Source organism: Roseovarius halophilus (ex Wu et al. 2025) (assembly GCF_047086965.1).
Genome location: NZ_JBKOTX010000162.1, coordinates 1 through 12,047, shown reverse-complemented (window position 1 = coordinate 12,047; position 12,047 = coordinate 1). Strand labels below are relative to the sequence as shown.

Annotated in this window: 13 protein-coding genes and 2 pseudogenes; 10 read left to right on the top strand and 5 right to left on the bottom strand. The window is 66.5% G+C overall.

Features of this window, described 5'->3' with window-relative positions; genetic code table 11:
• Positions 1-829 (top strand): adenylosuccinate synthetase (locus ACH107_RS24350; RefSeq protein ID WP_412508090.1); only part of this gene is annotated, 829 nt, incomplete at its 5' end.
• Positions 830-839: 10 nt separating this feature from the next.
• On the top strand, positions 840-1,067 hold the full coding sequence (locus ACH107_RS24345; RefSeq protein ID WP_412508088.1) for a DUF2842 domain-containing protein: 228 nt from the start codon (positions 840-842) through the stop codon (positions 1,065-1,067).
• A 55-nt stretch (positions 1,068-1,122) separates the two neighbouring features.
• On the opposite strand, the gene ACH107_RS24340 is transcribed toward ACH107_RS24345, so the two are convergent.
• From ACH107_RS24340 to ACH107_RS24320, 5 genes are all read right to left on the bottom strand, one after another.
• On the bottom strand, positions 1,123-1,788 hold the full coding sequence (locus tag ACH107_RS24340) for an amino acid ABC transporter permease (RefSeq protein ID WP_412508086.1): 666 nt from the start codon (positions 1,786-1,788) through the stop codon (positions 1,123-1,125).
• Entirely contained in the window at positions 1,785-2,522 is a 738-nt protein-coding gene (locus ACH107_RS24335; protein ID WP_412508085.1) for an amino acid ABC transporter ATP-binding protein, read from the bottom strand. The genes ACH107_RS24340 and ACH107_RS24335 overlap by 4 nt, the downstream gene beginning before the upstream one ends.
• Complete coding sequence (locus tag ACH107_RS24330) at positions 2,522-3,193, bottom strand: amino acid ABC transporter permease (protein WP_412508084.1); 672 nt, start codon at positions 3,191-3,193, stop codon at positions 2,522-2,524. Before ACH107_RS24330 ends, ACH107_RS24335 begins: the two co-directional genes overlap by 1 nt.
• Before the next feature lie 75 nt (positions 3,194-3,268).
• On the bottom strand, positions 3,269-4,093 hold the full coding sequence (locus ACH107_RS24325) for an ABC transporter substrate-binding protein (protein WP_412508083.1): 825 nt from the start codon (positions 4,091-4,093) through the stop codon (positions 3,269-3,271).
• 256 nt (positions 4,094-4,349) lie between these two features.
• Complete coding sequence (locus ACH107_RS24320; RefSeq protein WP_412508081.1) at positions 4,350-5,051, bottom strand: GntR family transcriptional regulator; 702 nt, start codon at positions 5,049-5,051, stop codon at positions 4,350-4,352.
• 115 nt (positions 5,052-5,166) lie between these two features.
• On the opposite strand from ACH107_RS24320, the gene ACH107_RS24315 reads away from it, so the two are divergent.
• From ACH107_RS24315 to ACH107_RS24280, 8 genes and pseudogenes are all read left to right on the top strand, one after another.
• Complete coding sequence (locus ACH107_RS24315) at positions 5,167-6,003, top strand: SDR family oxidoreductase (RefSeq protein WP_412508079.1); 837 nt, start codon at positions 5,167-5,169, stop codon at positions 6,001-6,003.
• A 74-nt stretch (positions 6,004-6,077) separates the two neighbouring features.
• The gene (locus ACH107_RS24310; RefSeq protein WP_412508077.1) at positions 6,078-7,163 is read left to right on the top strand and encodes an ABC transporter ATP-binding protein; all 1,086 of its coding nucleotides are present in this window, start codon (positions 6,078-6,080) and stop codon (positions 7,161-7,163) included.
• Positions 7,164-7,192: 29 nt separating this feature from the next.
• On the top strand, positions 7,193-8,287 hold the full coding sequence (locus tag ACH107_RS24305; protein WP_412508075.1) for an ABC transporter substrate-binding protein: 1,095 nt from the start codon (positions 7,193-7,195) through the stop codon (positions 8,285-8,287).
• Positions 8,288-8,342: 55 nt separating this feature from the next.
• A complete protein-coding gene (locus ACH107_RS24300) occupies positions 8,343-9,290 on the top strand; it encodes an ABC transporter permease (protein WP_412508074.1) in 948 nt (315 codons plus the stop codon).
• Positions 9,287-10,087, top strand: coding sequence for an ABC transporter permease (locus ACH107_RS24295; RefSeq protein WP_412508072.1), 801 nt, complete (start codon positions 9,287-9,289; stop codon positions 10,085-10,087). The genes ACH107_RS24300 and ACH107_RS24295 overlap by 4 nt, the downstream gene beginning before the upstream one ends.
• Positions 10,088-10,109: 22 nt before the next feature.
• Entirely contained in the window at positions 10,110-11,435 is a 1,326-nt protein-coding gene (gene hisD, locus ACH107_RS24290) for a histidinol dehydrogenase (RefSeq protein ID WP_412508070.1), read from the top strand.
• Positions 11,436-11,439: 4 nt separating this feature from the next.
• Positions 11,440-11,778: pseudogene (locus ACH107_RS24285) on the top strand (alcohol dehydrogenase catalytic domain-containing protein); the annotation flags it as partial.
• A 155-nt stretch (positions 11,779-11,933) separates the two neighbouring features.
• A pseudogene (locus tag ACH107_RS24280) lies at positions 11,934-12,047 on the top strand (chorismate-binding protein); the annotation flags it as partial.

The window sequence follows — 12,047 nt, the reverse complement described above, 5'->3', positions numbered from 1 at the left end:
GGCCACGCTGGAGGCGCGGGTGGACCGCGCGCTGGCGCATCATGACGCGCTGCGCCGCGGGCTGGGGCTGAAGCCGGTCGACCGTGACGGGCTGATCGCCGCGCTGACGGAGATCGCCCCGCGGATCCTGCCCCATGCCGCGCCTGTCTGGAAAGTGCTGAACGAGAAGCGGCGCGCCGGGCGGCGGATCCTGTTCGAGGGGGCGCAGGGCGCGTTGCTGGACATCGATTTCGGCACCTATCCCTTTGTCACGTCGTCCAACGTGATCGCCGGGCAGGCAGCGACGGGCACCGGGATCGGGCCCGGCTCGATCGATTTCGTTCTGGGGATCGTCAAGGCATATACCACGCGCGTGGGCGAGGGGCCGTTTCCCACCGAGCTGGACGACGCGGACGGCCAGCGACTGGGCGAGCGGGGGCATGAATTCGGCACGACGACGGGCCGGCAACGCCGCTGCGGGTGGTTCGATGCCTGCCTCGTGCGCCAGACCTGCGCGACATCGGGGGTGAACGGCATCTCGCTGACCAAGCTGGATGTTCTGGACGGCTTCGAGACGCTGCGAATCTGCGTTGGCTACGAGTTGGACGGCAAGCGGCTGGATTACCTGCCGACGGCGGCCGACCAGCAGGCGCGCTGCGTGCCCGTCTACGAGGAATTGCCGGGCTGGTCGGAAAGCACCGAGGGCGCGCGCCGCTGGGCAGATCTGCCGGCCAACGCGATCAAGTATGTCCGCCGGGTCGAGGAGTTGATCGAGTGCCCGGTCGCGCTACTGTCTACGTCGCCGCAGCGCGAGGACACGATCCTCGTGACCGATCCGTTCGCCGATTGAGAGGTGTCGCATGGCGTTGAGTTACAAGGCCCGCCGCCGCTGGTCGCTGGTGATCCTGCTGATCGGGATGCCGGTCTACGTGGTGCTGGCGGTCAACGTGGTGGCCCTGTTCGAGCGGCCGCCCCTGTGGATCGAGTTCGCGGTTTATGTCTGCCTCGGCTTCCTGTGGATCCTGCCGTTCAAGTTCGTGTTCAAGGGCGTGGGCCAGCCGGACCCTGATGCCGACGAGGATGGCTGAGCGCCGCAGGTTGGCCTGACAGGCGGTCGGCTTGCGCGGGCCGGGCTTGTGCGCGCTACCTGTTCACCCCGGGCAGGGAGGTGCGCTGTTCGATCACGTGCAGGATCTGCGCGACGATCCCGGTCAGGATGACATAGACGATCGCCACCAGCAGGAAGACCTCGAAGAACTGGAAGGTCTTGTAGCCGATCTGTTCGGCCCGCGAGGTCATTTCGCTGACGCCGATGGCATAGGCGATCGAAGTGTACTTGAGTTCGAGTATCGCCTCGTTCGACCATTGCGGGATCACGCGGCGCAGGGCCTGTGGCAACAGGATGTCGCGCAGGGCCTGCAGGCGCGTCATGCCGATGGCGCGCGCGGCGGCCATCTGCCCCTGCGGGATCGACCGGACCGCGCCGCGGAAATATTCGGCCTGATAGGCGGCCGAGTTCAGGCCGATGGCGATGACCGCCGCCGCGAACGGATCCAGAACGATACCGATCTCGGGCAGGCCGAGGTAGATGAAGAACATCTGCACCAGCATCGGGGTGCCGCGGAAGATCTCGACATAGGCGGTGGCCGCGAAATATGTCACGCGCCCGCCATACAGGCGCGCGGTGGCCAGCGTCAGCCCGAGCGCCACGCCGATCAGCATCGCCAGCACCCACATGCCCAGCGTCATTGGAAGGGCCGACAGGATCGTCGGCAGGTGCTCGATCGCGAAAGCGAGGAAGTCGGTCACGATACCTGCCCCTCCGCCGCGATCAGGTTGAGGAATTCGCGGGTGCGGTCGTGCTGCGGCGCGTTGACGATCTGGTCGGGCGGGCCCTGTTCGATGATATGGCCGCCCTCCATGAAGACGATGGCGTCGGCCGCGCGCCGGGCGAAGCCGATTTCGTGGCTGACCACCAGCATCGTGATCCCGTCGCTGGCAAGCTGCTGCATCACCGCGACGACCTCGCCCGTCAGTTCGGGGTCGAGCGCGGAGGTGGGTTCGTCGAACAGGATCACCTCGGGCTTCATGGCAAGCGCGCGGGCGATGGAGACGCGCTGTTGCTGGCCGCCCGAAAGCTGCGCGGGGTACGAGGCGGCGTGGGCCTCCATCCCGACGCGCCGGAGTTCCTCCATCGCCAGATCGCGGGCATCGGCGCCGCGGAGGCCCTTGAGCCGTTTCGGCCCGATGGCGACGTTGTCAAGCGCGCTGAGATGCAGGAAGAGGTTAAAATCCTGGAAGACGAAGGCGATTTTCTGGCGCATCTCGTTGATGTTGCGCTCTTCCACGAGTGTGCCGTCAAGCCGCACCTCGCCCGCGGTGGGCGGGCTCAGGCGATTGATGCAGCGCAGCAGCGTGGATTTGCCGGTGCCCGAGGGCCCCATGATGACCTTGGTCTCGCCACGTTCCAGCGTCAGCGACACGCCCTTGAGGATCTCGGCCTTGCCGTAAGCCTTGTGAATGTCCTTGACGTCGAGCAGCATCACTCGCTCTCCCTTCGTTCGAGACCGGGAATCTCGAGCGCTTTCTCGGCCCGGTAGAGGGCGCGGTTGCCCAGCCAGTTGACCACGAAATACATCAGCGCGACGACGCCGAAGACGATGAGGATGTTCCCCTGCGTGCTGGAAATGATGTAGCGGCCCTGCCGGGTGAGCTCGACCACGCCGATGACATAGGCCAGCGATGTCGCCTTCAACTCGCTGGAGAATTCGTTGGACCACGGCCCGGGAAGCTGGCGCAGCGCCTGCGGCAGGGTGACGTGGCGCAACGCCTGCGCTCCGGACATGCCGATGGCGCGCGCCGCCGCGATCTGGCCCCGCGGAACGGCCTGTATCAGCCCGCGGAATATCTGTGACTGGTAGGCGGTGGACCGCAACCCGAGCGCGAGGACGGCCGCCGGGAAGGGGTCGATCGCGTACCAGTTGCCCACGCCGTAGAAACACATCAGGATCAGGACGAGTTCGGGAATGCCGCGGAAGATGCGTTCGAACATGATCCCGAACCAGCGCAGGGTCCAGTGGCCGTAGATCTCGGCCAGTGCCAGCAGCAGCCCGAACACGAACCCGATCGCCAGCAGGCAGACCAGAAGCTGGATCGCCACCCAGAGCCCGCCCAGCAGGTACGGGATGTGACTGATGATGATGTCAAGGATCATGGCGTGGTTCTTTCAGCGATAGGGACGGGCTGCGCCGCGGCGCAGCCCGATCGAAAAGACACCAGTCAAGATGGATCAGTCGGAATAGCCGGGGATCGGTTCCTCATAGGAATCCACGTAATCCGGCATGGCTGTCGGGATCGTGCGGATCGACGCCTGCGGCGAATAGGTGTGCACGATCTCTTCCCACGCGCCGCTTTCGTAGATGTTCACGATGCCGCGGTTGAGCGCTTCGAGCAGGCCGTTGGGATCGCCTTCCTGAACGGCAAGGGCCTGCGGCTGGTTCTGCTGGATCGTGCCGACGATCGTGACGGGGCGGCCGTTGGCGATGAACTGCTCGGCGGTGTCGGTTGACGTGACGACCGCGTCCGTGCGCCCGGCCAGCATGTCCTCGACCGCGACGACGTAATCCTCGTAGCCGCGCAACGTCACATCCACGCCGTCACGGTTGACGAGGTTTTCCTCGAGCCACTGGTACTGCGTGGCGCCGCCCTGGGCGCCGATCGTGGCGCCGCAGCACAGCACGTCGATCATGTTGTTGCCCGAGTCGGCCGCGACGAGGATCTCGTCATCGTTTTCCCACCACGGGATCGAGAAATCGAGGACCTCGGCCCGTTCGGGCGTGACGTTCAGGCCGGTCACCAGAAGGTCGATGCGGCCCTGCGCCAGCGCGGGCACCAGCGACGGCCACGGCATGTCGCGGAACTCGACGTCGAGGCCCTGATCCTCGGCGATGGCGCTCATGGCGTCGATGGCGATCCCCTTGAACTCGCCTTCCTCGACATAGGCCCACGGGGGAAAGGAGGCCTCGACCCCGGCGATGTAGGTGTCCTGCGCGACCACCGGTGTTGCAGAAACAATTGTTGCGGAAATGGCTGCGAATAGATGGCGAACTGTCATGTTCTGTCGACTCCCTGCACTTGGTGTTGATCGGTGGAGGCAACCATGCTTCGCGTACCGTTTCAACCCGTTGGCGCGAAACAAGCTGAAATTTCCTTCTACATAAAAGAAATTATACTAATATCAGGTGGTTGGCCGGCGCGCATTCAGGAGTCCGGCAGTCGGGCGATGTCGCCGGGTTGTTTTCTTTCGACGGGTCACCTGACCGCGCGGGCGAAACACTTGTTTCGTATCGCCCGTGCTCGGCCAGCGGCGGTCAGATCATCGTGTGCATGCGGTAGCCCGGCGCGTAATACAGCTTGACGAACGTGATCGGCGTGGCGTGTTTCCACGTCGTCCGTTCGATCAGGAAAAGCGGCGCCCCCGGCGCGGCGTCGAGGAATTGCGCGCTTTCGTTGCAGGCCGCCACGGCGGAAAAGGTGACATCGCCACGGGTGAAGGCGGCATTGTTCAGAAGCCATTCATTGGCATTCTCGCGGGCGAGGTCCACCCGGCGAATCGCGGGCACCGCGGCGATGTTCACCCAGCGGTCCTCGAAGACGTCGGGGCGCCCGTCCGCGAGGTGCAGCGCCTTGGCGTGGAGCATCGTCGCGCCCTCCGCAAGCCCGAGGCGGCCCGCCATGGCCGATGCGATGGCTTCTTCGCGGGACGAGATCAGGCGGTAGTCATAGCGGGCGCCGCGCGACTCGATCTCGACGCGGTTGATCGGTATGTCGAACGTCGCCCGGCGTGACGGGTTCATCGCGACGCGGGTCCCGGCCCGCCGGCGCCGTTCGAGAAGGCCGGCGGCGGCAAGCTCGCGCAGGGCGCGGTTGACGGTCGTGCGGGCGCATCCGAATTCGCGCGCAAGGCTTTCCTCGTTGGGGATCAGCGCCCCGGGCAGCCAGATGCGTTCGTGGATGCGGCGCAAGACCTCGTCGTGCACGTCCTGCCATGTTCTGGCCGTCGATCCGGGCATGGTCCGATCCGCTTTGCTCGTCACGGGGCGGCGGGCCGCGGCCCCGGCGGTTGACAGATTTCAATTGTACGCACAAAATGTCGAAAAATCCACCGTGATCCGGAGGATCGCAAAGATGCCCTCTCGTACACACGCCGCGCCGGACACCGGGACGGGCGGTGGCACGGGTCCCGACCGGGGCCTTGCGGAACGCCTGTTCGGATTGTCGGGCAGGACAGCGCTTGTCACCGGCGCGAGCCGGGGCATCGGGCAGGCCCTTGCCGTCGGGCTGGCCGAGGCGGGGGCGTCGCTGGTGATCGTGGGGCGTGACGCGGCGCGGCTGGACGCCACGCGGGACCGGATCGAGCGGCTTGGCGCGTCCTGCCGGGTCTTCGAGGCGGACGTGTCGGATGCCGCGAGCATCGAGCGGCTTTTCGAGCGGCTGGCGGAAAGCGGCGCCATGCCCGATATCCTTGTCAACAACGCCGGCATCGAGCAGGTCACGCCCTCGACCGAGGTGAGCCCCGGGCTGTGGGACCGTATCCTTGACACCAACCTGCGGGGCGCGTTCCTCGTGGCGCAGGCATGGGCCCGGCAGCTGATCGCGGCGGGCCGTCCGGGCAGCCTGATCAACATGGGGTCGCTGACATCCGCGGTGGGCGTGCTGACGGCGGCGCCCTACACCGCGTCGAAGACCGGTGTGCTGGGGCTGACGCGGGCGCTGTCGGCCGAATGGGCCGCCGCGGGGATACGCGTCAACGCGTTGGGGCCCGGGTATTTCAGGACGGACCTGACCGAGGCGTTCTACCGCGACCCCGACTGGCAGGCCGCGATGCTGCCCAAGATCCCGATGGGCCGGTTCGGCCATTTCGATGATCTTTTGGGCGCCACGCTGTTTCTGGCCAGCGATGCGTCGGCATACGTGACGGGACAGATACTTTATGTTGACGGTGGCACTCTTGCCGCGCTTTAGCATGGCGCGACACGGCGCTTCGGGGGAGTCACGATGAGGGTCGCGGACGGTGCGGAACGGGGGAACGGCAGCGCATGACGCATCTGGTCGAGATCGAGAACGTCACCAAGGCCTTCGGCGACACCGTCGCTGTCAAGGAGGCCGCGTTTTCGCTGGCGCAGGGGGAATTCCTGACCATCGTGGGGCCGTCGGGCTGTGGCAAGACCACGCTCTTGCGCATGATCGCGGGGTTCGAGACGCCGACATCGGGACATATCCGCATCGCGGGGCAGCCGGTGGACCGGGTGCCGGCCTACAAACGCTCCATCGGCATGGTGTTCCAGCGTCTCGCGCTTTTCCCGCACATGAGCGCGGCCGAGAACGTGGCGTACCCGCTGAAAATGCGCCGCTTCGACCCGGCCGAGATCCCCGGGCGTGTCGAGGAATATCTCGATCTGGTCAAGCTGGGCGGCTATGGCGGGCGGATGCCGCACGAGTTGTCCGGCGGCCAGCAGCAAAGGATCGCGATCGCGCGGGCGCTGTCGTTCAGCCCCGACCTGCTGTTGCTGGACGAGCCGCTGTCGGCGCTCGACAAGAAGCTGCGCGAGGAGATGCAGCTTGAATTCCGGCGTATCCAGCAGGAGCTGGGCGTGACGACGATCAACGTGACCCACGATCAGCGCGAGGCGCTGGTGATGTCGGACAAGATCGTCGTGATGAGCGATGGCGTGGTCCAGCAGGCCGACCGCCCCGAGGCGCTGTACCGAAACCCGGGAACGCGTTTCGTGGCGTCTTTCATCGGCGCGACGTCGATGTTCGCGGGGCGCGTTGTCGAGGCGGATGCCGACGGCGTGCGTGTCGCGGCGGGCGACACGGTGATTGCCGCGCGCGCCAGCGGCGAGGTTCTGGGCCCGGGCGACGATGTCGATTGCGCCATCCGGGCCGAACAGGTCCGCATCGGGACCGGCGAGGACCTGGAAAACCGCTTGTCGGGAATCGTGGAGCAGCGCATCTTCGAGGGGGACAGGGTCGTCTACGCGATCCGGGTGCCCGCGCTCGGGGATGCAATGATCAATGTCTTCGACCACGACCCGGCCGCCCACAGGGAATACGGGGAAAGCGAGGAAGTGCCGCTGGGCTGGAACCGCGGCGATCTCTTTGCCTTTCCCCGCGCGAGTTGAGACCCCATTAACGACAGGGAGAAAGACCAATGACTGAAAGACACCTGAAACACCTCACGCGCCGCCGCCTGTTGGCGACGAGCGGTATCGCCACGCTGGGCACGCTGGCGGCGCCGTCGATCCTGCGGGCGCAGGAAAAACCCGACGAGATCATCGTGCGCGCCTGGGGCGGCGCGTGGGGCGAGGCGCTCAAGAGCGGCGTGGCCGACCCCTTCACCGAGGCGACGGGCATCAACGTGCGGCTCGATTTCACCGAGGACAACGAGATCAAGCCGAAGATCTGGGCGGCCGTGGACCAGGGGCGGGTGCCCCCCATCCATGTCAACTGGGACACCACGACCAATGCCACGATCTCGGCCCGGCGGGGCGTGACGGTGGACCTGTCCGATCTCGAAAACATCGAGGGGCTGCTGCCGTTGTCCAAGCCGACGGGGCTGGACGGCTACCCGCTGGTGAACACGTATGCCTATGTCTACGTGTGCGCCTACCGTCCCGAGGCCTTCCCGGATGGCCCGCCGGAAAGCTGGCAGGTGATGCTGGACCCGAAATTCAAGGGGCGCGTCGCGCTTTACGACGACGGCATCGGTTTCAACCCGATCGCCGTGATCGCCGGCGGCGGCAACATGGACGACATCCCCGACAACATGGAGCCTGGGTGGGAGTTCTACCGCAAGCTCAAGGAAAACGAACCGCTGCTGGGCGAGGACGCGGATTTCACCAACTGGTTCCAGAACGGCGAGATCGATCTTGCCTGCACGATCTCGGTGAACGCGCGCGCCGCGCGGCAACAGGGGATCGACGTGGAGTGGACGGTGCCCGCGGAGGGCTGCAAGGTCGATACCGATGGTCTGTGGGTGCCCAAGGGGCTGCCCGGCAACGAGGAGTACTGGGCCAAGCAATTCGTCAACTTCGCGCTGTCGAAGCAGGCGCAGGCCGACTGGTGCTCGGCCCTCGGGCTGCCGCCGGTCTATCCGGGGCTGGAGCCGCCGGAGGATCTGAAGGGCGACCCGGCCTATCCGACCACGACAGAGGATTTCGCGAAACTGGTGTCGGTGCCGTCGCCCGTGCTGGTCGACAACCAGCCGATCTGGTTCTCTAAGTTCAGCGAGATCTTCCAGGGCTGACGCCCTGACCAGCGCCCCCGGGCCGCGGCCCGGGGGTATCCGAGAGGACGCGACGATGACTTCACGCAAGGCACGGGCGTTGCCGCTGCGGTGGCGGCTGCTTGACGCGGTTGACCGCGGCCTGTCCCGGCTCTGGCCGTTCGGGTCGGGCGCCGCGGTGGGCTGGGCCTTTCTGGTGCCGGCGCTTGCGCTGGTGGGCATTCTTGTCGCGGGGTTCGTCTTCGTTGTCGATGACAGTTTCCGCGCTCTCGATCTGGCGACATACCGGTTGAGCGAGGATTACAGCCTCGCGAATTACGAGAAGTTCGTCGAAAGTGCGAGCTACATGCGGGTTCTCGGGCGCACGCTGCTGGCGGCGGCGATCGTCACGCTGATCACGCTGATCCTGTCCTTCCCCTATGCCTACATCCTCGTGCGGAGCCGGTCGGCCCTTGTGCGCAAGCTGCTTCTGGTGGCGTTGCTGCTGCCCTTCTTCATCGGGCAGGTCGTCCGGGCCTATGGCTGGCTCATCATTCTGGGCAAGGAGGGGCTCATCAACCAGGCCCTCGGCGGGATGGGGCTGCCGGCGCTGGACCTGATCTACAATTACCCGTCGGTCATCTTCGGGCTGATCCAGTACATGCTGCCGTTCGGCGTTCTGCTGATTATCCCCGCGATCACCGCGATAAGCGAGGATATCGAGCTGGCCTCGGAGGGGCTGGGCGCGCGCTGGCCCTCGACGTTCCGCCATATCGTGCTGCCGATGGCCAAACCCGGCCTCATCGGCGCGGGTGTCGTTGTCTTCACGCTGACGCTGACGGATTTCGCCATGCCCGAGATCCTCGGCGGCGGCACGTCCGATTTCATCGCCAGTTCGATCTATGACAGCTTCTTCCAGCTGTCCAATCCCGGGCTCGGCGCGGCGCTGTCGGTCATCCTGGTCATGGTGGGCAGCCTGCTGGTGGCCGGTGTATTCGTGCTGGTCGGCACGGGCACGCTGGGCGTGAGGGGGGTACGGAAATGAGGGGCAGCCTGTCGAAGCGGCTCGTTCTCTGGGGGCTGGTCTGGTTCGGGATCGTGATCCTGTCCATGCCGACCGTGATCGTCATCGGCGCGTCGCTGACATCGGGCGAGATCGTGCAGTTCCCGCCCGACGGTCTTTCGCTGCGCTGGTACGGCAGGTTGCTGGAGATGGAAGGATTCCGCGACGCGTTCCTGCGCACGCTTTACGTATCGATCGTCTGCACACTGATCAGCCTGCCGGCCGGCACGCTGGCGGCGCTGGCCAGCGTGCGGTATCGCTTGCGTTTCCAGACGGCGATACAGGTCTACTTGCTGCTGCCGTTCACCATTCCGCTGGTCGTTTCGGGCATTTCGCTGATGATCCTTTTCGGGGAGGCGCGCGTGCTGGGCAACCTGTGGCCGATCGGTCTGGCGCTGTGCATCATAAACCTGCCGTTCATGATCTGGTCGGTCAGCGCGTCGGTGAACGAGCTTGACCCCGAGATCGAGAATGCCGCGGCCAATTGCGGCGCGCCGCCCGTGCAGGCGTTCCTGACGGTGACGCTGCCCGCGGTGATGCCCGGAGTGATCACCGGCGCGCTGTTGATGTTCATTCTCGCGTTCAACGAATTCCTCGTCAGTCTCTTCCTGACGGATTCGCGGACGGTGACGCTGCCGGTGCAGATCTACAATTCGATCCGCGGGGTCATCACGCCCGACCTTGCCGCCGTTTCGGTCGTCTACATCGTCATCGCGCTTGTCGCGATCTGGGTGCTGGACAGGCTGGTGGGGCTTGAAATCTTCCTGCGTTCGAAATGACATTGCCGAGGAAAGGACCCTCATGACCGATGTGACGTACAAGGAACTGGCCGGGCTTTCGCCGGCGGCGCGCGCCGCGCTGACCCGGCGATCGGAAGCCGACCTTTCGTGGTATCTCGACCGGGTCGACCCGATCATCGAGGCCGTCCGGGCCGAGGGCGACGCGGCGCTTGCCCGCTTCGGGCGCGAGTTCGACGGGGCGGTGGGCCTGCAGCCGGACGCGTTGAAGGTGACCGAGGCCGAGTTCGACGCGGCCTTCGCGCAGGTGGCGCCCGAGGTGGTCGAGGCGATCCGCTTCGGGATCGGGAACATCCGCAGCTTCCACGAGGAACAGGCGCCGGCTGCCATGTCGCTCAAGGAAATCCGGCGCGGCGCCTTTGCCGGCGACCGGTTCCTGCCGATCGGTTCGGTCGCGCTTTACGTGCCGCGCGGCAAGGGGGCCTTCCCGTCGGTGACGATGATGACCTCGGTGCCCGGCGTCGTGGCCGGGGTGCCGGACCTGGCGATCTTCACCCCGCCGGGGCCGGATGGCGCGGTGGATGCCGCCACGCTGGTCGCGGCGCGGCTCGCCGGTGTCGAGACCGTGTACAAGGCCGGCGGGGCACAGGCGGTCGCGGCCGCCGCCCACGGTACCGAGACGGTGTCCAAGGCGGCCAAGATCGTCGGGCCCGGCAGCCCGTGGGTGGTCGCAGCAAAGCGGCGCCTTGCCGGCGTGATCGACCCGGGCCTGCCGGCCGGCCCGTCGGAATGCATCGTGCTGGCCGATGACAGTGTGCATGGTGGGCTGGCCGCGCTCGACCTGCTGATCGAGGCCGAGCACGGCCCGGACAGTTCGGCATGGCTGGTGACGTCGTCGCGCCGCGTGGTGGACGAGGCGCTGGCGGCCCTGCCGGAACACTGGGCGGGCATGGCAGAGCAGCGCGTGGAATTCTCGCGCGCCGTGCTGACCGGGCCGGCAGGGGGTGTCATCCTGGCGGAGTCGATGGCCGATGCCTGCGCGTTCGTGAACGAATACGCCCCCGAACACCTTGAAATCCTGTCGGAACATCCGTTCGAGCATCTTGGCGCGATCACCGAGGCGGCCGAGATCCTGATGGGGCCGCACACGCCGGTCTCCATCGGCAATTTCGCCCTCGGGCCGAACGCCGTGCTTCCGACATCGGCGGGCGCGGCCACCTACGGGCCCCTTTCGGTGGCCGATTTCATGCGGCGCAGTTCGGTGGGCTACGTGACCGCCAAAGGGTATCCCGACCTAGCCGAGAATGCCCGGATCCTTGCTGAGTACGAGGGCTTTTCCTCGCATGCGCGGGCCGTGGGGGCGCCGCGCAACAAGTACCTGAAGCGCTGAGCCCATGCGTGCTGTCAGGCTGCATGGCGTCGGTGATTTGCGGGTGGAGGATATCGCCGCGCCGGCGCCGCCCCGGCGTGACGAGGTCAGCCTTGACGTGGCCGCGGCGGGCATCTGCGGCTCGGACCTGCACAATTTCCGGACCGGGGAGTGGATCAGCCGTGCGCCGTCGGTCGCGGGGCATGAATTCACCGGCACGGTGACGTCGCTTGGCGCCGGGGTGCGCCACGTGTCGGTCGGGGACCGCGTTATCGTCGACAGCCGGCATGTCTGCGGCGATTGCGCGGCGTGCCGTGCCGGTCGGGCGCAGGTTTGCGAAAGCCTCGGGTTTCTGGGGGAGGCCATTGACGGCGGGTTCGCGGGCGCGGTGACGCTGCCTGCGCGCAACGCGCTGCGCGCGCCCCATGGCGTGGCGGACAGGCATCTGGCGATGGCCGAGCCGCTGGCCGTTGCCTTGCACGCGCTGAACAGGCTCGATGCCGACAGCGGCGCCGGGATCGTGATCGCCGGGTGTACATCCAGGCCGGGGGCGGCGTCGTTCACGACAGCGACCCGGAAGCCGAGTACCAGGAGACGGTCCACAAATCCAACGCCATCCGCCGCGCCGCCGCC